This is a genomic window from uncultured Microscilla sp. (assembly GCF_947493425.1).
GTDB lineage: Bacteria > Bacteroidota > Bacteroidia > Cytophagales > Microscillaceae > Microscilla.
Genome location: NZ_CANLRP010000018.1, coordinates 47,461 through 72,632, shown reverse-complemented (window position 1 = coordinate 72,632; position 25,172 = coordinate 47,461). Strand labels below are relative to the sequence as shown.

Here is a 25,172-nt window from a genome sequence, read left to right as displayed (position 1 = left end):
GACAAAAAAGAAGTGTCTTTACGCTAAGTTTTACGACTGCTTTCAGGCGTTTAAAAATGCTATTGACAAAACACTCCAAGAGGCAAATCAAGATCACCAAAAAGAACTCGAAAGTTTATTGTCTTTGAAATTTCAGCGAATTTGATTTGCGACTTTTCATCCCGTTCAAAGTATAACTCCAGTTTTATCCAAATTGCATCAAGAAACTGATAAGGTTATCATCAGTATCCAAGGCAAGTTTTTTTCTAAGGCGGTAGCGTGCCATATTTGCACTTCGGTAAGAAATTCCCAGTATATCGGCTATTTCTTGAGTGTTGAGGTTGAGGCGTAGTAATGCGCTAATGCGAAAGTCGGCCGGAGATAGATTGGTAAACTGTTTTGTCAGTTCCTGGTAAAACTGGGGGTAAGTTTCTTCAAAGTAGTGCTGAAATTTTTTCCAGTCTTTATCTGATTGTAGCCCACGATGAATGATGTGTTTTATTTTTTTGAGTTGAGGGATTACTTCTTCTTTTGATTCTTTGGTGAACTCAGGTAAAGCAGATTTTACTTCTTCCAAGAACTTGTTTTTTTGCTGAATATGCAGCGCTTGAGACATCAACGATTGGTTTTTTAGTTCCAGTTCTTTTCGCAGGTGTGTTTGCTGTATTTGCTCTTTCTCTAGGTTTGCCTGATATAGTGCTTCTTTTTGGCTTTGGATTAATTGGTTCTTGCGTAACCTCAACCTATGTTGACGTATAATAAGCACACCAATAATTAGGAAAGCCATGATGCCTGCCAGTAATAAATAGTTCAAAAGGGTATGCCGTTCTTTTTCAGCACGAAGCAAGGCTTTTTCTCTTTGATTAACAATGCTGATAGAGTCTTTCTCTGCCTGAAAGCGATAACGAGCTTCCAACTGGGCAATCCTTCGGGTATTTTGTTGGTTAAACAAACTGTCGGACATTGTTTTGAATAACAAGTGACTGTTATAAGCTTTTTCATAATCACCTAACTTCTGATGGGTAAGGGCTAAGGTCTCGTATCCTAAACTAGCAGTGCTGGTAGCACCAATTTTTTTGGCAAGTTGGGTACCGGTTACCAATAGGTTTTTGGCTTTTGGGTACTCCTTCAGTTGGTAGTATGTATTACCGAGCGAAACCTGGGCGTGTGCCAGGTAGTGTGCTTGTTTTTGTTTTTTATGAATAGCAATGGCCTTTTGAAGATGTGTTAATGATAGCGCATACTTTTGTTGGTTTCTGTAAAAAATTCCCAGGTCTTCGTGAATTTTCCCCAAGAACTCTCTGTCATCCACTTCAAGGGTGGTTTTCAGCGCTTGCTTAAAGTACACCTCGGCGCTATCGCGACTATGCTTGTTACCTTTATCATAAGTAGTGGCAATTCCCCGGTACACTTTAATCAGAGATGCTTTTTGCCCTGTTTTGGTAAACATTCGAAGAGATTTGAGGTAGTATTTTCTTGACAACGTATAATCTTTTTGTCTGTAGTGTATAGCCCCAATATTGTAGTAACTTCTGGCCATGCCAGATTTTTCCCCAATCTTTTCCGAAATTTTCAAAGCTTTTAAGTGGTAGTCAATGGCTTGTGGAAACAAATCTTGTACTTGATAAGTTAGCCCAATATCAGTGTATACCAAGGCTACATTTCTGTGATCTCCTACCTTTTGCCAAATTTTCAATGATTCCTGATAGTGCTTAATCGCTGCTGAGTAGCTGTTTTGAATTCTGTAGATGTTTCCCAGGTTATTTAATACACTGCCTGTAGAGGCTGCTTCTTTTAGTGTTTTAAAAATTTGTAATACTTTTTGATAGTTAGCCAATGCTTTGGCATATTTTCCTTGCCGCTCATAAATCAGTGCCATATTGTTGTAGTTTTGCCCAACGCCCCTTTTATTACCCAACTTCTGGTGGATATTTAATGCTTTCTGGTAATGTTTGAGCGCCTTTGTTGTATTGCCCAACCGATAATGAGTAATACCCAAGGTAGTGTGGGCGTTGGCAATTAAACTGAGATCATTCGCTTTTTGAGCAATTTTCAGCGCTTTTTTAAAGTATTCCATTCCTTGAGGAAACTTTCCCTGAAAGTTGAGGTGAATACCAAGCCCTATATATGCCTGATGCAAGCCTTTGTGGTAAGTCACTTGCTTGGCCAGAGGTATTATTTTTTCATAGAATTGTCTGGCATTTTTAAAATACCCTCTCACCATACAGTTATAGCCTAATTGATAGTAAGCATCGCATATACCTTCTGGGTAGTTTATTTGCTGAGCCAGGCTTATGGCTTTTGTACTAAATTGAGTGACTTTTAGGGAGTCGGCACGCTGATACTGTTTGGCGAGTAAATTATAAGTATCTACTCGTTTTTTATCTGTCAAGTTAGTCTTTAGCAGTTTTTGCAGAGAGTCTTTGATAGATGTTTGAGCTTTTGCCTGGTAAGTCAATCCAAAAGATAATATTTGGGAAGCTAAAAGCATCATTAAAAAGCTTTGAAGGTTCTTCTGTTTCATAGACGCAATATTGAATTCGGATGGACAACAAAATATAACAGCTATTTTAATGATATTTATTGACTTATTTAAAGCTGTAAAAATTAATTAGTAAAACGAAAAAAAATAAAGCTTTCTAAGAGAACAAAGTACCTGATGAACACCAGGTGATTTCTTGAGTTTAACAAGTTTTTTGAGATATAAAAAGGAATTCCTTTATTATGTGGGTTAACCCTGCCGATAAAGTAAAAAAAATCGCCAAAGAATTTCTGGGGAAATTACCAGTCATCTTTGGCGATTTTTGACTTCTGTAGACATACTGTTGGACATTTTAGCTGTTGCCCCGGTTTGTGTCTTCACAACCAAAAAATATCTAATAGTATGTACCAAGACAAAATTAAATACACCTAACATGTAAGCATAACTATCATATTATTAGAGAGTTACTTTTACTTGTAGCACCGATATACATCGGTATCTAAGGACTTATAGCTAATTGCACCGATATTCATCGGTATCTAAGGACTTGCTGCTACTTATGTTCTATAGAATTATTTTCTCAACCTTTTGGCTGTGTTCAATTGATTTAAAGCTTTAGGTCAGGTAAATCTGACAACAGTGATTTACTTCAGCATCACTTTTTTGAGTGTGATTTGCTCACCTGCTGCGTATTTTACCAGGTAAATGCCAGCAGGCAAGGCCTTGAGCTGAACATTCACCTTGTCTCCAGCCTTTACTTTTTGGCGAAACACTTCAGTTCCCCACGAAGCATACACCACCAGCAAACCAGGGGGAGAAGTAAAAGGCGAAGTACTTGCTGGAATGAACACGGTAAAGTTTCCGTGGGTAGGGTTGGGGTACAGCTTCATTTCTATAGAGCCTTTGGCGGCAGAGGGAGCATTTAATGAAATAGGTGAGTGGGTACTTATAGCGGGTGTGCTCGCACAGGCTCCGCCAATAAATGCCGAGAACTCACCCCCTTGAGTTACCCGGAACCCATCGGTTAAAACAACTTCCAAACCAGCTGCATAAGTGGCACTTGCGCCATAATAAATGGGGTGGTTGGCAGTAATGCTATAAATAGCTTCTTGAACAATTGTTTGACCATTATGAAGCGTCTTGGTAAGCGACAAGCTGGCTTTACAGTTGTTTTCGAAAGCCGTCACACAGCTCGCGCTGGCTACCTTATAGCGTATGAGATTGCCGGGTTGCAACCCAAACCCCAAGGTAAAGTCAACGCCTACCGGGTTGAACTGGCAATAACTCATGATGGTACCCCCCTCAGAAGGCACGTTGGGCACTGGGCAACCTGAGTCGGTAAAACCAGCACATCCATCAATGGCAGTAGCGTTGCCATTCCATACACAAGAGTGGGTGTGCAAAGAGCCCATCAAATGTCCTAGTTCGTGCGCCATCATATGTACAGGTTCGCTGTAACTAGGCGCTTGAGCATAACCATCGAAAAAGCCTGCCACCGAAGTACGATTTCCGGCGTTAGAGTGGCACAATGCGTCGACATGAGCCACACCTCCCAATAAATTCCGATCGAAGGTAAGCAATTGTGACAGGTGGGCATTGGTTGGGTGAAGTTCCTGACTTATTCTAAACTGATAAAATAATTCAGACGGGCCAGTAGCGGTATAAGAGTCAGGTGTGTCCCAAATCTTTAGTTCAGACAATCTTATCTGAATGTCTTCATTGGCATACAAAGTAGCTACTTCGTTGAACAAACCTACTACATAGTTTTGTACATTGACCACACTCCCTTTCGCCTGAAAAATGTCGTACTTAGTCTCCAGGTATATTTTCACACACTTACGGCTTGCGTTGGTGGTACGGCTACGCTGGGGTTGCAATAAGACCTCGGTTGGGTAGTTTGGCACCTGCCCTACAGTACTACAGGTAGCCGATGTGTTAGTGTTTTGTCGTTTATCTAGCGAGATAGCATATAGTTCGTTTTGGTTTTTTACCTTGCCAATGCTATAGTTGCCCTTGCCACGAATAGAAACGATTCCCATCATTTCGCCTTCAAAAAAACTCATCGATACCAGGCTTTGGCTTTCCAGCCCTCTTACTACTCCCCGGTAATGTTTCTGGTGGCTGTTATTAGATCGGTCACTACCTCCACCACTCGTGCTTACCTTAATTTGGTAAAACGAGGCTGGTACTTCTACTAAATCTACTATCCAATTATCTTGGCTGCTTTGCCCGTTGGGTAAACTAAATGTGCTAAACTTAGTGGCTCTCAATGCATTGCGAGCCACCATAGGGCTATAAGTAAAGTATTGCGTATTTTGGGGAGCATCGACCCGCGCCCGAATTTGATTTACTCTTGGCACTTCTCCTATTTGATAAAAATGGCGTCGGGCCTTTTGAGCCTGTTGAATACTTTTTTTAAACTGAGGCAATGGTTGAGCTACCCCTTGAAAGACTATCCACCAACATAGGATAAATCCATAGTATTTAAACTTTTTCATAAGTCATTGTGATCATTAGGGGGATTATTTTTTAAGGCTTTGCTTTAGCTGTTGGTTTTCTTTCTTCAGGGTAGTTACCTCTTGTTGCAACTGTTTGATGATGCCTGAGCTTTGATTGACTTGTTTTTTTAGTTCAATCATATACAGGGTAAGCTCTTCTATTTTTCGTAGCAAGGTTGCATTCATTTGTCCTACTAGTATGCCCTCTTTGGCTACTGTTTGGGCAGACGGTACATCAGGCAAGTGTTGGTGTTTTTGGATAAACTGTTCTACCTCAGTCAAGGTGCGCAAAGTGTAACCAGGGGCAAATACATAGTCGGGCCAGGGGCTTACCTGAGTAATCCTGATCTCTCTGGCGCCTATTTTACCCTCTACCGCCAACTTAAAGCTTCCAGGGCGATTGGTGCCAATGCCTATGTGACCATTGCGTGCAATGAACATTCTTTCCTGATCTCCTGAAAAAAACGACAAACCGTAGTATGGGCTATGTTTTTTAGAATTTTGAATCCATTCGCTCCATCCACCCGCGGGAAACTCTCCAAATACCATGCGCCCATCGTGTCGTAAGCGAATATCGCCGCCCGATGATACATGCAAAGCTGCACTGGGCGATTTGGTGCCAATGCCAACATTGCCCTTGTTGTAGTAAACTTGACTTCCACTTGTTGACCATTGACTCCAGCCAGCAGATGTATAAAAAAACAGCCCGATAAATAAAATGATATTTTTCATAAACTTTGAAATGGTTTTTAATAAGTAAATAATAGAAATGGTTTTAAGGGTATGTCCTTTGCCAATGTTGAAAGAACATACCTCAAAAAACCGTCTTGCTTAGTGGTTTTATGCGGTTGCAAGGTCAGACCAACGAGACATAATAGCCAATTGAGCCTTACTACAATACACCTACTAAAGGCTTTATGTGTGTATACCAATTGTCTACTTGATTTTTATGTTACTGAAAGTCAAAGGGTTATGGATATGGTTTTTTTGGCATAAAATTGACCAAGTTGTATGTTAGCACAATCTTAACTTAGAATTATTTAGATATTATGGCTTCAAAATGACCTGGACTCATATAAATAATTACAGGAATGCTACTTTTACTCAGTCCAACATTGCCTGTCAATCGCCAATCTTTAACTGAAGGGTCCCATTGAATTTCGATGACTTGTATGTCTTCAGAGAGAGTAAAATGTTGTTTGATTTCTTGTAATACCCTTTTAGCATCTTTACTGTCAGTTGTGATCCAACCGCCTGTAACCCCTGCCTTTTGTGCAATCTTATTTACCTGTTGATAGTTGGGAACAGCAGTAGTTTGGAATAGCCCCATCATTACCGAATAAATAAAACAATAAGCTCCTGTCCCTGGGTTTGAGGCTATTTTTAACCCATGTGTTGCCAGTGACTTTGTAGGGTTAGTAGATGGTATCTGCGGGCGAAAATCACTTTGTTGCGTGTTTCCTTTTTGGGTATCTACAGTTACTTGGTTATACATGACTCCTTTTCCCTTGGGTAGCGGATTTTTTTGACTCGCGTTAGAGTCAGACCAGCCAGAGGCGATTGTATTAAGAAAATCAGTAATGGGTTGAGACTGGCAAACACTTGGTGGTTGCCCATTATCCGAATAGGGTTTAGGCTGAGGTGATTTACTGGTAGCAGAAGAAATCTCACTTTTTTCTTGACTCGATGCACTCATTCCGAAGCTTTCTTCTGAATCGCTTTGGTGCGTCGACTTGGTTGCAGGGAGCGTCTTTTTTAGAATCCTTAACCCCAGCATTACTTTTTGAAGCATTTCTAAAAAGCTTTGATGAAGGGTGATGTCTTTTTGGGCTATTACCTTATTTTTTAGTTGGAGCAAGTTTTGAATCTGTGTTCCCAGCACTCCCTGAGAGTTTGTAGTGTTTTTCAAATAAGCGTGGGCTTCAATTTTTATTTGATAACACACACTTTCTACAGTTTCGTTATACTTGGGCAAGTCAAGCAAATGCGCTATGTTATTTTTGGGCTTGGTTTTCTTTCCGATTTCTTGTTGAATGTGTTGGGTACTTGCTTTAATATCCCCCATCAGGTTTGCCAAAATTTTTAGCTCCAGATCATTACTTCCTGATGTTGCATCTTGAGCAACTCCATTGCCCCCCGACAAATTGTAGCTTGCCTTGGGTTGATGATACCAATTGTTTAACTGACTGAATATTGGCTGAGCCAGGTTGTGTATTTCTTCGCCAATGGTTAAGTCCAGGTTCAATGCATACCGCGACGCTATTCCTTGCCCCAGCGTAGTAGTAGTATCCTTGCCCGGTTTGTAAGGCGCAATAGCACCCTTGATATCGCCAATGCCATTAGAGTCAAACGCAGTAGATATAAACTCGTATAAGGCCTTGTTGGTAAAATTATCGAGGCGGAAGTTTTGCTTCAAAGAAGCCCAAAATACCTGAGGGTTTTCTTTGACCACTGCTTTTACCGCGTCTACCGAACTATACCCCAATCGCTTTACAAAACTTTGCACTACCAAGTCGCGTGCGTATTCGGCAGCAAACGATTTTCCTCCTACCTTTAGCAAGTTATCTAGTTGGGCTCCTCCTCCAAACACAAAAAACTTAGAGGTGTCGGTGATTCCCTTCCAACTGGCGCTCCCTAGCATCGACAAAGGGTCTGAGTAGCGTACATCGAGGGTTTGAGCAATGAACTTGGTTAAAGCGGCTTTTGCTCCAAATGCTACAAAGGCAACAGCAGAGTATAAAAAGTTTGCCCCAATAGCCATTCCCCCTGTAAGCGGAATAGCTGCCAATGTACCCACCAGGTTGATCAACCTAATAATGCGTTGTTTTTGCTTGTTAGACGCCGCCAAAAATCGTTCGTAAGCTTCTTCTCCCTGGCTATAGGCAACAGAGAAAGCCTGTTTTTTTTCTTCTACCTCTGGCGAATCAGCCAGCACCGATTGTTGCAAATCAAAGAAAGCTTTTCCTACCCCTCGGGTGGCGTCTCTTCTTACCGCCGATTTTGCAGTAAGCTTGCGGTACTGAAGGTTGATCCGTTTACCTGCGGCAAGGCTCTCTAGTTCGGCTATGGTCAGGTATTTATAAAACTGAGGCAACAGAGTAAGTTCCTTGTAATCATACCCACTTTCCTGTAGTGTTTCTATAAACGCTGTATCAGCCGAGGCTGCCTGGGCAAGGTGTAGCAGCAAGGCTTTGATAATGTCCAGGTAGTGCCCATCATTTCTAAAAATTCTTCTAATATGTTTTAAGCGATCTGCTCTGGGGAGCGGCAAAATGCGTGCATCCTGAAAAAAGCTGTCCTGGTAAGCCTTTTCAGCTTTTTCTACTTCCTTCAGTTTTTGTTGATCATCAGGAGCTTGGGCGTGTGCTGCCCTGGCATTGTTCAAATTTTGTTGGAGCATACCTTGTTTTTTCTTCTTAGCATTAAGCCCATTTTCATGCTGGCCAAAGTCAGTCCATTCTTCTAACAATACCTTGCCTCGCAGTGACTTAAAAGAACCTTTGACCAAGGTTTTGTACTGTGCCCCAGAATGGCTATACCAACGGTGGGCGCTATTGATTACCTCTGCCACCAGGTCTAACTTACCTTCGTTTAAGCGGGCAATGGTACGCGACCGCATTCCTCTTAGTAGGTTTTGTGGTTGATAGCTGGTGAAGCGGTCTAATTTGTTGGCAAGCGACCGATCCAAGGTATATTTTAAATAGTTGTGTATTGCTTTGAGGAAAAAATTCTTTTTGTTGGTAATTTTGTTTGTTTGGTCATAGTAAGGATTTTTGAGTAGTATTTGCTTCCTCTCTCTGATTTGCTGTGGAACAGAGAGGGGGAGAAAAGCCATAGATAGTTTTTCGCCACTTTGCCATATCTCCATCAATACATTGTACATTTTGTGTCGGTCAGAAGTATCAGCCAACGCAACTTCTAGTTTTTTTGCCCAATGCTTTACTTGGTCCATATATACCTTGAAAGGTAAAGCATCTTGAGAGGCATTGGCGGCATTACGCAAATGTTTTTGGTAAGAAGGAGCCTGGTTTGCTTCTGGAGAGTTGTATTGATTGAGTTGTTCTGTCCTTCCTTTGAGCAGCCTGTCTTTTTGGGTGACTTGTTGGTTTGTGTCAGCGCTGAGATGCTCCCAATAGTAGGCAATGTATTGATTGTGTCGAACGATGTCTTTGGGAGTTACCCCAAAGTGAGTCTTCATGAGTGTACGAAATCGTCTAATGGCTAATGTACGATGAGAAGTTGCTCCCTTCATACCATCTCTTTTGCCCATGGGAGACTTTACATAGACCCAAACTTTTGCAAAACGGTCTATCAATGCTTGATGCAACTCCCAATCATCTCTGGCAATGGCAAGTTCTTGCGGATCAAGGTTTTGGATCAGCTGACTTAATTTTTTGAGGCTAAAGGGCGTTTTTAACTGAAAGTATCTCTCATCAATATAACCCACCTTATTTTCACGCCAGTTGGTCGAGTATTTTCCGGCAGCGTACGCCCTTAGTTTTAGGTAATTTTCTCCAGCATCGCGCCCATATTTCAGTTTGCCCAATATTTTAAGTCGTAGTTTTTGGGGTACTTTTGCTTTTTTGAGCGTTTGTTCTATGTTGGCAAGCGCTTGGCTCACCCGTGTGTTGCCCTCGATGAGTTGTTGTTTTTTGTTGTTTAAAAGCTGTGCGTCAATTTTTTTACCTTGCGGCAAAAAATAATTCATAAAATTAACTTTGGCTCCATCAGATAATTTGTTAATAGCAGCAAATAACTCGTAGTGCCTTCTTTGGCTAAAGGGGTTCCATCTATATTTTTTTTCTATCCTTACCTGGCGGTGAAGGTTTACAAAAGCCAGTATTAATGCATCATCGTCTATCTTTTCTTTTTCAATAGAATGATTGACATCTTGAGCAGTTTTCTTGAGTGATTGCCCAGGGTTAATCGATTTTGAATTAGTATTGGGATTGTTCCTCAACCCTGCTTTTAGTATGCCCAAAATAGCCTCTCGATCACCAAAGTTCCAGCCGTACTTCATCTTTTGTATGGCAAACTTTGCCTTTTCTCCGGTGCCTTTGGTATGCTTCCATTGCAGGAGTTTAAGAGTATGCGACTCTAAGCCAAAGCCTTTGTGAGGCTCTAACACAAAACTACGTATGACGGGTTTGCCTTCAAACAAATGGTGTTCTTGGGCTATAGCCTTTCTTCGCCATGCCATTACTTCTTCTATCAGGCGCTCCCGGTTTCCTTTAAGGCTAATCACCCCCTCGGTTACATTCATTTTGCCCGTATAACGATTGCCCCCTGCAATGTGATTTTGAATGATGTTAGCTAATTGCTTATCCTTCGTGGTTAAAAAATTGACTTTATCCTGAATACCTGCATCTTTTGTATTGGCCAATACATTGGCGGCTTTTTGTTCCCTATAAAAATGCTTAATGTATTGATAATTGTAAGGGCTTAGGTTGGCTCGTAAACGTTGCCTGTAGACACGCCATATTTCGTGCAGTTCTGGTAAGTTGCAAGTCTTGATAATTTTAACTACTTGCTTTTCGTCGGTAGTTATTTTGCTCGATACATTCCCCTGCATCAAGCCCAATGGAACCGCCAAACGGGACACTTTACTAACCTGTCCTTGGTTGTCTAACAACTCAAGCAGATACCTTGAGGCACTTCCTTTTTGCCCCACCCTTGGCAAGCCATACAATTTCACTATAGCTTCTCTTAAATGTAGTGGGTTTTGCTGCTGTTGTTGTTGCGAGTAGGCATAAAATGCCTGTTCTATTTGCCTGGTGTCGTGGCGGTGTTGCAACAACTTGATGAGTTGGTCTAAATAAGCTTGGTTTGAGCCCAATCTGTTTTTTTTCCCTAGTCTTTTTTTGAAAAGGTTATGGTATAGCAGCTCTGCAATCTCTTCTGGCTCTAAGTTTAAATAACTCACGTGCGTTGCCAACGACCTTTGCCCACCAGGTGCCTTTTTCCTGGCTTCAAAGCCAAACACATGCTTCCTTTCCCTTAGTTTTTTGAGGCGGCGTAGCTCTTCTTTGGTTACTGTAGGTTTACTTTGAGTTGTTTTGTTGCCACTGTTATAAGCAATCTCTCCCTTTGCGCTTTTTATTTCTTTAAGCTTAGGTGCCATACTCAGCAATGTTCCTTGTGTGGTCAATCTTTGAATGGCGTTAGTGAGTAAATCGACTTGGGTGTCCAGGTGAGCGAAAAATTGATCAAGCAATGTTTTTTTGTCGTCCATCATGGCTAATTCTATTTTTAGCAAACGAAGACGACGATAGTTTTTGTCCATCATGCTTTCTACTATATCTATCAAGTTGTTTGCTTGGTGAGCGTCTGAAGCATCATACAATTGATACAGTTCGTGCAAATAGAAGTTCAGGCAGTTTTGCAGCGCCCCGACGTATTTTACCAGTGTCGAATATTTTTTTTGAGTGTTGCTTTGAGCGTATTCTACTGGAAAAAATTGGCTGTCTCTAGCTTGTATCAGTGCCGATTTTATCTGTGCATAGTTTAACGTTTTGGTAGGGTTCTTTACTATGAAGTTCATGAGCTGGACAATTGGTAATTCGATTGTTTTGAAAACTTTAGGGCTGAAGTCTCGATAAAGTACTTGATCACGAATGAGCCTGGCGATTAGTTTACCTACGATTGGGTCTTGTGGGTCGGTGGTTTCTTTCCCTTTATCGTCTTTGTATTTGGGCATGACTACTTCTTGGTTTTTGACCTTACTTTGCTGTTTTTGGGGAGGCACAGTAGCATTATTATTGCCAGTTTGCAATGCCTTTTTGCCCATTATATCAGCTTCTTTCTCTAGCTTGGGGTCATCATTTATCTTTACTCCATCTTTAGTTTGTGTGGTAGGTTTTATGTCTTCTTTTTTGTTTTGTGCTGCATGCCATGCTTCGTGGGGCAGGTGTTGTTCTTGCCCAGGACTCAGGTAAATGTTATTACCTTGGGCGTAGGCATTGGCTTTGAGTTGGGCTGGTTTGTTTGAGTTATAATGTACTTTTATATCACCCATCTGATGCCCCGACAAGTTTTCTATGCCACTTTTGAGCGGCTCAGGTAGCCCTGTTTGGTTGGTAGTTGACCTTTGTATAGGCAAGTGTTTAGCCTTAATAGCTTTTTGTTGGCGTTGTATAGGAGTATGTTTGGTTTGAACAGGAGGCCCCGTTTTGTGCTTGCGTTGTATAGGTCTTTGTTTGGCTTTAATGGAAGAGTTTGACCCTTGGTTGTGCTTTGTTGGCGTTGGGTTGGCCTGACGCTGCTCTTGATTAGGTTGTTGTTCAGCAGAGGCATTTTGATCTGAGTGGGTTGATTTATTCATTTTTACTAGGTTTAGAATAGTTCGAGTGACTGATTACCTGTGTGACAATGGTGGTTTGCTTAGTACTTAAGGTGAGCTTATTTAGGCATAATATCCAGTATAGCCTTACTACAATATACCTACGGAAGGAGTGGTGGGTATATACTAATTACCTACTTTGTTTGTAAGTGGTTGATTACGAGCGGCTTGGTTTTCAGGCTGACATCAGACGTAGCAATGAAAGAACCGATAAGGCTCTCCCTGTGTCTTTAGATGTTTTACAGTGAGTATTAAGAAGAGAACCAAGCAGGTTTTTTAAGGTAGAGGAGGGGCAAAGTGTACAAAAAATGGCCAAGGCCATTTTAACCTTTAACCTTGGCGAAAAAAACAGGCTTAATCGTGGTTTATCATAAAAATCTGACGTGAATAATTACTCCTTGTGGTGCAACAGGTAACAATCGATGAATCTCTATGACAGCCGGTGAAAAATTTTGTCTCAGCATGTGTACAAAATCATCTATATTGTGGGTAGCAAGGTGCTTTACATTTTGCAAAGATAGGGCACAAGTCAAGGTAGCGTCATTCAGGTAAATCGTAGTACCATAACGTGCAAGTGCCCTCATTTTTTTACAAAAAAACTCGTCATATTTTGCTTGATTTGGTTGAAGCACGCTTAAACTTCCCAATGAAAATACCCAGTCAAACTTGTTTGTGTCAAAATCGTGCGTTAGAAACTCGCCATCGATAAAAGTGGTTTGTGCATCATCTCCATACTTTGCCAGGGCAGTTGTATGAAACTCAGGTACTACTTCAATGCCTGTATAATGTCCCTTAAACTGATGTTTTGTACGCAAAAAATCTTTGAAGTGCCCTTCCCCTGAACCTATATCAAGTATGCTGGTAAGCTCAGTCCATGGTTGATGGGGACAAGAAGACGATAAGTCATACAAACGTAGTGCATAGTCCAGGCTCGACCACCCTGTGCTAGTACCATGTACTTGCGTATAGTGTTGATAAAAGTCGTATATTCGTTGTGTATCTGTTTTCAAAGTGTGGTAGTGAAAGTTTAGAAAAATGGCAACCATCATAGCTTTACCCCTATAATGGTAATGTCGTCTCTTTGCTCAGCATCTAGTTGATAATTATTGAGAACATTTTCAAAAATATGCTTTTGTTGATGGATTGGTATATGTTTGCAATCATCAAGGAGTTGGAGTAAGCGGTGTTGTTTGAAGCTTTGCCGTTGAGGGTTGGGGGTGTCTACATAACCATCAGTAGTTAAATACAGCAAGTCGCCTTTTTTCATACAAAGTGTGTGGTTGGTAAACTGTTTTGATGTTTTAATTGGTCTGCCTCCCAGACTCACTCTATCTCCTTTTAGGGTGTGCAGTTGATTGTTCGATACATAATATAAGGGACGTTTGGCTCCCGCAAATACTACCTTTAAATTGTCTTCTTCCTGCTCCTCTATACGACACATGCACAAATCCATGCCATCTCGATTAATTGACTGCTCTTGCTTTAGAGCAAAGAAAACACCTTCGTGAAGTTGTCTCAGTATTACACTTGGGTCAGTGTGATGTTTTTCATTGATAATTTCGTTGAGCAACGAAAATCCAATGAGTGACATAAAGGCACCTGGCACCCCATGACCAGTACAATCTACCACTGCAATGAACTTGTAGCGATCTAACTTGCTTAGCCAATAAAAATCTCCTGACACTACATCTTTGGGTTTGTACAATACAAAATACTCTCCCAGCACCTTTTTCAAACGAGAAGAAAAGGGCAAGATGGCTTCCTGAATGGTTTGAGCATAACGAATGCTCGACATAATTTTGGAGTTTTGTAGAGTGAGCTGTTCGTTGGATGCAGTAATTACTTCCTGCTGACTTAGAATTTCTTCCTGAGTAAATAGTAAGGCTTGATTTTGACGGTCAATTTCTGCTTTTTGGGCTTGTAAAAAACGCCTGCTTCTATGCATGACAAATGCAAGAATTAACATAAGCATCAGACCAACTGTAGCACTTGCAGTGAGTATTTTTTGCCGATAAATGGTAGACTTTTTTAGTTTAATATCTTTTTCGAGCAACTCTTTTTCTTTTTTGGAAACTTCTATCTTACGTTTTTGCTGTAAATTGTTCATTTTGACACCCATACTGGTATTCATAAAACTATCTTTCAACAATACATATTGACGGTAGTGGTAAAGAGCTGCCTTGAAGTTTTGTTCTTTGGTGGTCAATTCATACAAACTTTGGTGGGCCTCCATCATCCTCAAGCTAACCCCCGACTCGTGGGCTATTTTTAAAGCTTCATTATAATACTCATGTGCTTCTTTGTATTTTTCCTGGTCTGTCATCACATCACCTATGTTGTCAAGCGTGGCTGACCTCATGTGTTTTACTCCACTTTCACCACTGTTTACCTTCAACGACATAGCGTACCACCTCAAAGCTTCCTGGTATTTTTTTAGTTTGCGCATCACCAATCCCATATTGTTATAAGAGTTGATCAAGCCAGTTTTTTCATCAAATTTTTCCCGTATATCTATTGAACTTTGGATATACTCGATGGATTTTTGGTAGTTTTTTTTGAAATAATAAGCCCCACCAAGGTTAATATGTGCCAGGGCAATTTCAGAGTAGTGATCAAATTTTTTGGCCAGTCTTAGTGCCTGCTTCGAGTAATTAATAGTTTCATCATAGCGGCGTTGTCGTCGGTACAACACTGCAATATGGTTGAGAATATGAGCTACCCTTTTCCAATCTTCTATTTTCTGTAAAATATCCAGTCCTTTCAGAAAATGTTCGAGTGCCTGTTCATGTACTGCCTGTGCCATGTATGCCTGCCCTATAAGTTCGTGTGCCTTGGCTTCTTCTTGCCTGTATTTTTTTTGAGAGGCTAAATACAATGCCTCCAACGCTATCTTTCTGCTATTTTGAGGGGAGTTATTCAAGAGTACTTCCGACTGGCGTAACTTAAAACCTATTTCAGCTTTTGGGGTCTTGTTGTACTCCTTTTCAATGTATGGCGATGCTTGGGTAGCTTGTGCTATTAGTTTGGGGCTTGCCATAAAAAGCCAGCCTATGATAAATAACCCGACAGAAAAATACCTATAGTTGGTCATTGGTTAGTAATATTTTGATGAATGAGGCCTGTGATCAATTTGAATGACCTGAGTACTATGCTTCCAATACCATTAGTCATACAGTATGCCTTTAAGTTTTGTTTTTTATTGGGAGCAGCGATTTAAAAATATTTCAAACATCAATGGTTTGTTCAAAAGCCGTATCTCTGTTTTGCTCAGCGAAAACTATCCCTAAGAAAGTAATAATGCCAGTCATCAGTATCTACCATTTATCTACCGGGTATCTACTTATTGCCTACTTTCTTGGTAAGAGTGTTGATAATGAGGTGTTTATAGATAGCTTCAAAGGTAGGTATTTTCTGTGTTTTTGGTATAAGGCCACAAACCTTTGCCAGTATTTGCCTGATTTTTCGTTGATATTACTCAAGTAAACAGCACAGAAAAAAGCGTGAGGGTTGGCTCCAGGATTAGTCAAATAGTTGAATCTTTGCTGGTTTAAAATCTTTCAGAGGGGGAAGTGCATGCCCATCAGTGGCTCCTGGAACATCACTTCTGACTTCAGTAATTCCTCTGGACTGCATTAAGATTTTCCAGTAAGTAGTAAAATCAGTGAGGTGTGAGTTCCACCAGTTGGAATAATGACTTGATAACATTACCAGTGGTGCAGATTCAAATGCTGCATCACATAGATAAGCAATAGAAGAAAAGGTGCTGTATTCATCTAATATTTTTAGTTTTTTTGAAAACTCATGCTCAATGTATTCATTGCCCTTGAACTGAAAAATATAATCGTGAGAGTCATCATAACCAAAGCTGTCTTTTAAAAAACAGTCTTCAAGTGAATTGATTTTTATTTGAGCAAAAGGGTTTTCCTCATCATTTTCTAAATCAGGTTCATAATCTCCAAATTTGTCATATACTTTAGCATCATATTCATCCTCCGATAATTCTATTAATTGCCAATGTAAGCAACATCCATTAGCCTGTTCATAAAAATCTTTTAAACCCTGATCAAGTACAATATTATATTTTTGCTCTATTGATTTTATTTGTTCTTTACTTGTGGGAAGGGCAACTTCATAAGTTACTACTTCCAGCAAAGGGTGTCTGTCTATTTCTTGCTTTATTTTCTCTAGGTCTGAAGTATAATTCATTTTGCTGTTGTGATGTCAAACGCTCAGTTTTGGTCAATCAGTTCAACGAAAGTGTTTTCAATAAACTTGGCGGCTTCACCCAGCATGCCCATGGCTATTTTGCCCACCGACGATACAATGTTTTGGATAATCTGCACAATGCGTTCCCAGTTGTTGATGAGCGATATTTAGACACAAAAAAAGCGTAAGGGTTGGCTTACGCTTTTTTGCTGGGCAATAAAACTTAGGAAATTGTGATAAGTTGTGTGCCGTCCATTCCTGTAACAATTATTTCACTGTCGGTAAGTGGAAATATACCCGAAGGATACTCTTGACTTTTTATCTTCGCTTCTACTTGCCCGTTATTTTCATTGAAAATTAATGCACACTCACTTTCACTGTCTTCTGCCTGAGCCATTATGTAGCCGTTTAGAGCGTACATTTTATAAATAGTGTAACCTTCTTCTTTATATTTCCAAAGTATCTCTGAGGTGGTCAAGTCAACTTTCTTTAGTCCTTCATCTATGTCTGTGGAGATATACAAACTCTGAGCTTCATTAGCAACGAGAGGATCTAAACCTGTATCGGAAGCCTGAAAAGTATATACTTCTTTAGGTGCATCCTGAGCGTGGCTTATGATAACTAGTTTGTATTTATTTGCTTCATTAGCTTGGGCAATATAATATATGTTAGACGCTTGATCGGTAAACATTTCAGTAATAAAATCACCAGATAGTTTTGTGATATTAGTTGGATTATTGCTATCCATTTTGAAAAGACCATCCCGTCCCCCTAAGTAAATATCATTATTATAATTGAAGCCTTGGTCAGCAAGAAATTCACGTGTATTTAAGGTAAGCACATCTCCTGTGTTTACATCGAGTTGAATGGTAGCCCAAGTATTTTCTTCGTGTAAAATGCCTTGTAAAAATAGTTTATCTCCTATAAGCAGTACAGTTTTTTGGTAGGGGCTAAAATGCAAGGTTTTTTGCCACTTGACTTTTCCTGTAAAAGAAAAATGATAAAAGGTGGTGTAGTTTAAGTTGCTTTTATGTTCTTCATAAGAAAACAACCCTTGCTCATTTCCGAGTACTCTTTTGCCCGCCATCGCCTTTTGATCCTGAAAAGTATATTTCCATAAAATATTTCCATTCCCTTTATCCCAGGCAAATAAGGTATTAGTTCCTCTAAAATAGACTTGATGATGTATATATACCATATCAAATGCATCATCATCTGTTGCCGAATTTGTGCTTATTTCCCAGTTAACCATTTGTTATTGTAAAAATATTTCTTGCTTACATGAGTCAGGAAACTTTTACTAGTTGCGCACCATCCATTCCTGAAATGATTACGTGATTAGCTTCTGCTGGAAATACACTTGAAGGAAACTCTTGGCTTTCTATTTTACCAAGTACTTTTCCGGTATTTTTGTCAATAGTTAATATCAAATCATCATCACCTTCTTCTACCTTGGCTATAATTAAATCTCCAATTTCATGCATATGGTTACAAGTCCAAACGCCTTTTCCCGTTTGCCAAACTACCTCTGAGGTGGCAATATTGATTTTTTGAATGCCTTCTTTTTGGTTAGGTGCAATTAACAAAAACTTTTGATCACTGGTAACAACAGGACTTAAGTGATTTCGTGAAGCAGAAAAATCTACCAGGGTAATACAGTTTTTGTCATCGCCGCAGGTAATAAGTTTATACTGACCTTTTGTAACAGCAATGATGCAATAAATTTTTTCTGCGTTTTTAAAAACAGCTACCACAAACCCTTTTGTCAAAAGTTGAAGTTCAAAAGAATGATTTCGATTGGTATAATAAAATCCATCTCTTCCTCCCAAAAATATCTCTTCATCTAATAAAGCTGCATCTTGTGTCAAGGCCTTATTTTGTTTGAGAGTAATTACCTCGCCAGAGTCAATTTCTAACTCTAATGCAGCCCAACATTCTTCACTATGCAACACTCCATACATCCAAATACTGGTACCATTTAACATAAAGACAGCTTTTTCATAGGGGCTAAAGGGTAAGGTTATTTTCCACTTTATTTCTCCATCGGGAGTAAACCAATAAAAAGTAGAATGTTTTGCATTTTTTTTATGTTCTTCATAAGTAAAAATCCCTTGATGATTGCCTAAAAGGTTTTTACCTCCCATCATTTTGTCATCTGAAAACTTATGTTCCCAAGTAACCTTAGTATCTTGAGCATTCCACTGAATAATACTAGACATTTCTCTAAAGTACCTATTATTATCAATATATTCTGAGTCATAAACTTCTGTTTCTCTGCCTATCTCAGCGACTAACTCCCAATTAACTGCCATATGTTTATTTTTTTAGGTTCATTGTAGTCTTTTTATACTTAATTGATCCATCCGTTTTTAATGTTCCGATAAATATCTTCAACTTATCGTCATTGAAATGTTTTCTTAAATCTTTATTGTCTAATTTAACAGATGGGCGAGTGGTGTCTAAGAAGCGTGTAATATCCATTTCATCAATAAACTCATGCAACATGCCATGTGGTTCAAAAGCCCTTCCTGCGTAGCCAAATAATGTCAATAAGTTGTCCACTACGTGTTCTCCTCCTAAATACATAGGGTGTGCATGGTGAACTTGGCATTCATTTTTTGCTGTTTTTAACGAATACTGTAATATTGAATGAACTGTACAAAAAAAGCGTAAGGGTTCGCTTACGCTTTTTTTGTGTTCTATAAAGCTTGCCTTATGAGTTGGACTTCATAAGTTCCTGTTATTAAAAAGCTTTGATTATTCAAAGAATAAATATCTGAGGGGTTTGCCATGCTATCAATTTTACCCAATACTTTACCACTGGATTTATCGATATATATAACAAAGCTTTTGCCTGGTTTTGTCTTATCTTTTATGCTTGCAACTATATGGTCTTGTAAATTAATGATGTTATAAAAAGTCCAGTCCTCATTATTTATTGACCATACTTCTTTAGACGTTTCTAAGTTTATCTTTTGTAAACCTTCTCCTTCATCTATTCCTCCGGGCAAATAAAAAAACTTTTGATTACTAGATATAAGAGGACCAAGGTTTGTATCAGGGTTTTCGAAAGTATATAGTATCTTTAGTTTTTGAGAGCTGATATCAAGTTGTTTGAGATAATATTCGTCTACTTCATCAGCTTCTGAAATATAAAAAAGGTGATTTTTAGCATTGATAATAATTTCTGTAATCCTATCTTCCGATAATAAAGTAAGTTTATCTGATTCCTCTTTTTTAAATAAGTAGCATCCATCACTTCCCAGAAACACTCTTTTATTTTCATAAAAGAATGTAAATTCTAGAAGCTTAGAGTGGTTTTGGTGAAATACAACTTCTCCTGTTTTGATGTCTAACTCAACAATGGCAATGCTGTCCTCGCCATAAGACACTCCATTCATTAGTAATGTATTATTGGCGGTTATGGATATAGCGTTTTTGTAGGGTACATAGGGCAGTGTTTTTTTCCATAAAACTTCTCCACTAAGTGAAAACCAATAAAAGGTAGTAGTATATTCTTTATTATTTTTATGCTCCTCATAAGTGAAAACCCCCTCCTTGTTACCTATTAGGGCGTTGGTTGCCATTGGTTTTTGGTTTTTGAAAAGATGACTCCATATCACTCCACCAGCTTCTATATTGAGCTGATATATATTATCATAACCTCTTATATAAATATTGTTGTCGATTATTACAGATGCAAAAGCATTGTAATCTTCGCCAGAACTTGCTATCAGTTGCCAATTGTTCATGTTATTTCTTAAGCTTCAAGTTTGTTTCTTTATAGGTAATAGTCCCATCGGTTTTAAGAGTACCAATAAGAATTTTTAGTTTTTCGCTGTCAAAGTGCTTACTTAATAATGTATTATCCAATGTCATTGTTGGATAGTTAGTGTTAAGAAACTTCTTAATATCCATTTCATCAATGAGTTCATGTAGCATACCATGAGGTTCAAAGGGTCTTCCTGCGTAGCCAAATAATGTCAATAAGTTGTCCACTATGTGTTCTCCTCCTAAATACATAGGGTGCGCATGGTGAACTTGAAATTCTATATCTTCAGCTTTAAGAGCATCTCTTAATATGCTATATAATACACCATCTCCGTTTTCGACTATTTTTGCATACAATGACTTAGATTTACTGGCACCTAGTTTTCTTAGCTGTGTATTTACCTTTACAAAGTTGTATTTAGTACCTTTTTTCTTCTGTGATACATCACGGGGTATACCAGTAGGAGTAATGAACATTAAACTTTTGTCTGTCAGGTATGTCATTACTTTTTCTGCTACATTTTTAATTTGATTATTAAGCTCTGTTTTAGTTATCCCTTGATCTTTTAAGAAGTCGCTATTTAGCTCATTGACAGTATTGGTAAGCGCTAGGGTGACTTTTCTTTCAAATTCATTAAGGCCTTTTTTTCCTAGTATTTTTCTGAAGGTAAGGTCTTCTCCTTTTTTATTGCCCTTTTCAATCTTAATAGGAGTTCCTGGCACCGCAAAGGTTGCCGCCCAAGTAGGCAGGGCACTAGATGGAAAACTACTTTCTGCGTCTACACTGGCATCATTTACCTCCTTTACTACCTCTTGTTCATTCAATCTTGCAACTACATCTACTGAGCCTGATTGAGAAGTATTATTAGGCGCAATAACGATGACAAAATCAATGTCACCGTCTTTTTTATCTACTGAGGCATTTTTAAACTTGATATCTATATTTATCCCCTTTTTCAGCTTTCTTTGATATTGGTCTTCTAATGCTTTAGCTTCCTTCTTCTTTAATTTATAAGCTTCTTCAAAAGGTGTTTTTTTGGTCAAAGGCTCTTCTAGTTTTTTGGCAATTTCTTTTGCCATTTTACGATGCTCTGCTTTATCCTTCTGGGTCAGTTTTTCAGGCTTTCCATCTTTTTTGTTTTCTTTTTTGATATCATCACCTTCCCCCTTCTTCGGTTTTTTCTTGCTAAACTTACGCAGCTTCTTCCTAATAAACGCCATTATCTTCTCCATCAAATCATCGATTGGCTTGCGCAGCTTCACCAGTATTTTTTTGATGCGGGCGCTTACGTTGCCCAGGCGGAGCATGCGCGCCATAAAGTCGAGCAACAAAGGCACAAAGTTGGCGAGGGTGTTTTCAATAAACTTGGCGGCTTCGCCCAGCATGCCCATGGCTATTTTGCCCACCGACGATACAATGTTTTGACACAAAAAAAGCGTAAGTGGTGGCTTACGCTAGAATTTATTTTTTAAAAACTCGAGTGTTTACGATAAAAACTCAAATTGGCTAATGGAATCATACATTTCAATATCTAAGGTATTAATCTCTTTGGTCAGGTGGTCATTATATCTTAATTTGTCAAAGCAAAACGCTCTTTTCCTATATAAACCATAGTCTGATTGAATCATTTGAAGATAAGCCTCAAAATCTATCATTGGATAAGAATCAAAGTCCAAAAAATACTGAGTAGAAAGCATCACCCCAAAATCCTGCTCATCAATATAAAATGCAGCAGTTGAGCCATTTCCATAAAAATCAAATGGATAGAGTTTACTAAATAATTCTCCCTGGGCCATTTTTTTTCCATTAACAGAAATTTTTTTGGAATAACTACTATTTTCCCGCCAGCCGCTCCATACCTCATTCCAGTCAGTATTAAATACCATATCAAATGGTAATATATTTACACAACCTGAATAAGAGAAGTCATCGGAAAATAAATCAAGCGGTGACACTGAGTAATCAAAAGTATACTCCTCATCCTTGAATTGAGGGTGATTTCGGTGTATCCATCTTAGTTGAAATCCATCTGTTAGTGAATAGAATTGCTTCAACACCGTTGGAAGTGTTAAATTCAATTCATTTTCTTTGCGACCAATTTCTTCAACAGAATAAACCGTGGTATTCAATGACCAATTCAACAGTAGAGTATTTGAATTATCCTTCAGTTTATCTGAAATATCCATCCAATCAAAAATATATTCTTCAATGTCCATTGTATGTTTCAATCTTCAACAGAGTAATCAAACTTACCATTTTGTTCACCCTGATTTATTTGAGTAATGTATCTTTTTAATTTACCTTGACTAGTTGCTCGCGATTTTGCAAAGCCAACGATTTGTTTAAAATGTGTAATTGTTGTGCTTCTACTTAACTCATATATAATTTCTATTAGAGAGTTATCAATGTTAAAACTGGAGAACATGGTTTCTCTATCTATTTTTGAAGAAGGTAAAAGGTTTACTTTTATTTTTTCTGGTTTAGGCAACTCAATTCCTTTTCTATCCCATTCCCCAATTTTAGCAGTTTTATTTTGTACCCATTTATTTTTACCTGGCTTCATCAGATATGCAACAGACTTAATACTTTTTACAAATGCGTCCTTATATACACCTTTATGATAAGATACTTGAGAATAAAAGTAAATTACATTTCGCCCAGAATTAGCCTGTTGTCCAGGGAGTTTCTTATTATCATCATCGTGAAAATCTTTAACATCTCTTTCAAATTCATTGAGATAATCTTTATTCATAAATTGTGGCGTGGGAACTAGGTTGGACTCAACAGCCAACCCTCCCAAATTTTCATTGAATAAATGAAATGCTACCCAAGCTGCCCTTAATCCCATTGACCTTAGAATGCTGTCAGCTTCTGGTATGTTTTTGGTTGAGTTAGCAGCAGTACCAGGGCGATGATTCCCGCGAGCTAAATAAGAAACCTCTATTTTACTAGCTTTGTTGTTTGTGAAAGGTGGAACAGTAACCATATTTGGTAATGGCAAAATGTGTTGATCAACTTTTTTCACATACAACATCAGCTTATCTAATAATTTATCAACTTCTGCTTGTGGATTTTTTTTAGGTTTCGGGTTAGTTTTTAAATCAGGATAAGAAAATGCTTCAAGCTTATCGGCTACTTCTCTTGCTTTTTTGATAGTTCTCAGTTTATCATCTTTATCTTTTTGAGAAAGACTTGTTGAGGCATTTATTGAGTTTTCCTGTTCTGTCAACCATTCTTTTACAAGCATTGGAGGGTAACTATAGCGCATGAGAATGTATTTCTCCCCTTTTTTATCAAACTTAAGTGTATGTTTTTCATTAGCTAAGTTAATATACTGTTCTTTTGCATTTAACAGTATTTCATCGTCATTATCAAGTTTTAACTTTGCTTTTATATGGATAGCATCAACTTTAATTTTAATATCAATGTCATTGTCTTTTTTATCTTTGCTTGTTTCAATAAAATTAATATTAACTTTTTCTTTAGTTTTAACTTTTCCGTGATATATTTTTTCTAACTGCTTGGCTTCTTTCTCTTTAGCTGTTCTAAGAGATTCATAAGTAGTTGCATCAACATCTTTCTTATTTTCTAGTTTCTTTTTTATCTCATTTGCGAAGCGTGTATATTCTTTGCTTTGCTTGTCTTCTCTTTCTTCCTTCCCCTTCTTCGGTTTTTTCTTGCTAAACTTACGCAGCTTCTTCCTAATAAACGCCATTATCTTCTCCATCAACTCATCCACAGGCTTCTTCAATCGCATCAATATCTTTTTGATGCGGGCGCTTACATTGCCCAGGCGTAGCATGCGCGCCATAAAGTCGAGCAACAAAGGCACAAAGTTGGCGAGGGTGTTTTCAATAAACTTGGCGGCTTCGCCCAGCATGCCCATGGCTATTTTGCCCACCGACGATACAATGTTTTGGATAATCTGTACAATCCGTTCCCAGTTGTTGATGAGCCACATGGCAAAGTCGTAAATCATCAAAATTGCCTGCACAATGGCTCCGGCGGGGTTCAGCATCGAGAGTATTTTAATGGTGGCTTGCTTTACTATCGATACAATCAACCAATTCTGAATCTCGTTGATCACCGTGGTTTTTATCTCCTCGGCTTTTTCTGCCAACATATCCCATACTGCCTCTACAAAACCCTTCTCTTGGGTATAGGGAAATCTTAGGTATTTTGGTAAGTGTCTAAGTTAGGTATATCACGTATACTCCAGATGTTGGCAGGCGTTTTGATTAACCTTTGGACTTTTCCGTGTTGATAATATTTTTTGCGGGCTTTTAAAAGCCCTCTTTTGTACAGTATCATGAAGAGATAAGATTCAAAGTCTGTTATGACTGACTCAGAAAAATCCTTAAAGTCTCCAAAGGAAAATATTACCCAGACCTCTTTTGATGAACTATCAAGAAAAAATGCAGATGTATGATACAAACCAAAGACATCGAAAGGGTAAATTGAGTTATAAAAATCACTTGCAGGTATATTCTTACCGTTAAAATTTACAGGTTTTCTAAGCGTACTTAGCTGCTTTAATTCATCCCACTGCGTAAAAAAGACTTCCTCAAAAGGAAGAATATTTACATAACCTGAGCAAACAAAACTCTCAAAAACGAATTCTTGGGGCTCAAAATGGTAGGTAATAGATTCAGAAATAGCTGAAGAGTAATTAGGATGATCTTTGTGTATCCAACATAATTGAATACCATTTAGGTATTTATAAAAGTCAATAATATCCTGAGAAATGTTTAACTGTAATTTGCTCAGGTTTTCTAAAAGAGTTTTTTCATAATCATTTTGGTCAATGTTACATTCTATAACATCTACTTTTTTATGAGCTCGTAAATCATCTTCCGCTTCCAACCATGATATTATATATTGCTCAATATCCATGTG

The 25,172-nt window shown here is 38.6% G+C and carries 15 protein-coding genes; all 15 read right to left on the bottom strand.

Annotated elements, in window-relative coordinates; all coding sequences use genetic code 11:
- Nucleotides 1-184: 184 nt before the first annotated feature.
- The gene (locus Q0954_RS07485; RefSeq protein WP_299455544.1) at nt 185-2,503 is read right to left on the bottom strand and encodes a transcriptional regulator; all 2,319 of its coding nucleotides are present in this window, start codon (nt 2,501-2,503) and stop codon (nt 185-187) included.
- 602 nt (nt 2,504-3,105) lie between these two features.
- Complete coding sequence (locus Q0954_RS07480) at nt 3,106-4,959, bottom strand: zinc-dependent metalloprotease (protein WP_299455542.1); 1,854 nt, start codon at nt 4,957-4,959, stop codon at nt 3,106-3,108.
- Between the two features lie 24 nt (nt 4,960-4,983).
- Nucleotides 4,984-5,691 carry a hypothetical protein gene (locus Q0954_RS07475; protein ID WP_299455540.1) on the bottom strand — a complete coding sequence of 236 codons (708 nt, stop codon included), beginning with the start codon at nt 5,689-5,691 and terminating at the stop codon, nt 4,984-4,986.
- A 304-nt stretch (nt 5,692-5,995) separates the two neighbouring features.
- A complete protein-coding gene (locus Q0954_RS07470; RefSeq protein WP_299455538.1) occupies nt 5,996-12,280 on the bottom strand; it encodes a DUF4157 domain-containing protein in 6,285 nt (2,094 codons plus the stop codon).
- A gap of 386 nt (nt 12,281-12,666) precedes the next feature.
- On the bottom strand, nt 12,667-13,308 hold the full coding sequence (locus Q0954_RS07465; protein ID WP_299455536.1) for a class I SAM-dependent methyltransferase: 642 nt from the start codon (nt 13,306-13,308) through the stop codon (nt 12,667-12,669).
- A 35-nt stretch (nt 13,309-13,343) separates the two neighbouring features.
- On the bottom strand, nt 13,344-15,389 hold the full coding sequence (locus Q0954_RS07460) for a tetratricopeptide repeat protein (RefSeq protein ID WP_299455534.1): 2,046 nt from the start codon (nt 15,387-15,389) through the stop codon (nt 13,344-13,346).
- A 428-nt stretch (nt 15,390-15,817) separates the two neighbouring features.
- Nucleotides 15,818-16,504, bottom strand: coding sequence for an SMI1/KNR4 family protein (locus Q0954_RS07455; protein WP_299455532.1), 687 nt, complete (start codon nt 16,502-16,504; stop codon nt 15,818-15,820).
- 223 nt (nt 16,505-16,727) lie between these two features.
- Entirely contained in the window at nt 16,728-17,756 is a 1,029-nt protein-coding gene (locus tag Q0954_RS07450; RefSeq protein WP_299455530.1) for a hypothetical protein, read from the bottom strand.
- Nucleotides 17,757-17,790: 34 nt separating this feature from the next.
- Nucleotides 17,791-18,816 (bottom strand): hypothetical protein, encoded by a 1,026-nt coding sequence (locus tag Q0954_RS07445; protein ID WP_299455528.1) that lies wholly within the window; start codon nt 18,814-18,816, stop codon nt 17,791-17,793.
- A gap of 4 nt (nt 18,817-18,820) precedes the next feature.
- Nucleotides 18,821-19,090 carry a hypothetical protein gene (locus Q0954_RS07440; protein ID WP_299455526.1) on the bottom strand — a complete coding sequence of 90 codons (270 nt, stop codon included), beginning with the start codon at nt 19,088-19,090 and terminating at the stop codon, nt 18,821-18,823.
- 113 nt (nt 19,091-19,203) lie between these two features.
- Nucleotides 19,204-20,256 carry a hypothetical protein gene (locus tag Q0954_RS07435; RefSeq protein WP_299455524.1) on the bottom strand — a complete coding sequence of 351 codons (1,053 nt, stop codon included), beginning with the start codon at nt 20,254-20,256 and terminating at the stop codon, nt 19,204-19,206.
- Nucleotide 20,257: 1 nt separating this feature from the next.
- The gene (locus Q0954_RS07430) at nt 20,258-21,706 is read right to left on the bottom strand and encodes a hypothetical protein (RefSeq protein WP_299455522.1); all 1,449 of its coding nucleotides are present in this window, start codon (nt 21,704-21,706) and stop codon (nt 20,258-20,260) included.
- A gap of 54 nt (nt 21,707-21,760) precedes the next feature.
- Nucleotides 21,761-22,492, bottom strand: coding sequence for a hypothetical protein (locus Q0954_RS07425; RefSeq protein WP_299455520.1), 732 nt, complete (start codon nt 22,490-22,492; stop codon nt 21,761-21,763).
- Nucleotides 22,493-22,500: 8 nt separating this feature from the next.
- On the bottom strand, nt 22,501-24,399 hold the full coding sequence (locus tag Q0954_RS07420) for a hypothetical protein (protein ID WP_299455518.1): 1,899 nt from the start codon (nt 24,397-24,399) through the stop codon (nt 22,501-22,503).
- 47 nt (nt 24,400-24,446) lie between these two features.
- A complete protein-coding gene (locus tag Q0954_RS07415) occupies nt 24,447-25,169 on the bottom strand; it encodes a hypothetical protein (protein WP_299455516.1) in 723 nt (240 codons plus the stop codon).
- Between the last annotated feature and the right edge of the window lie 3 nt (nt 25,170-25,172).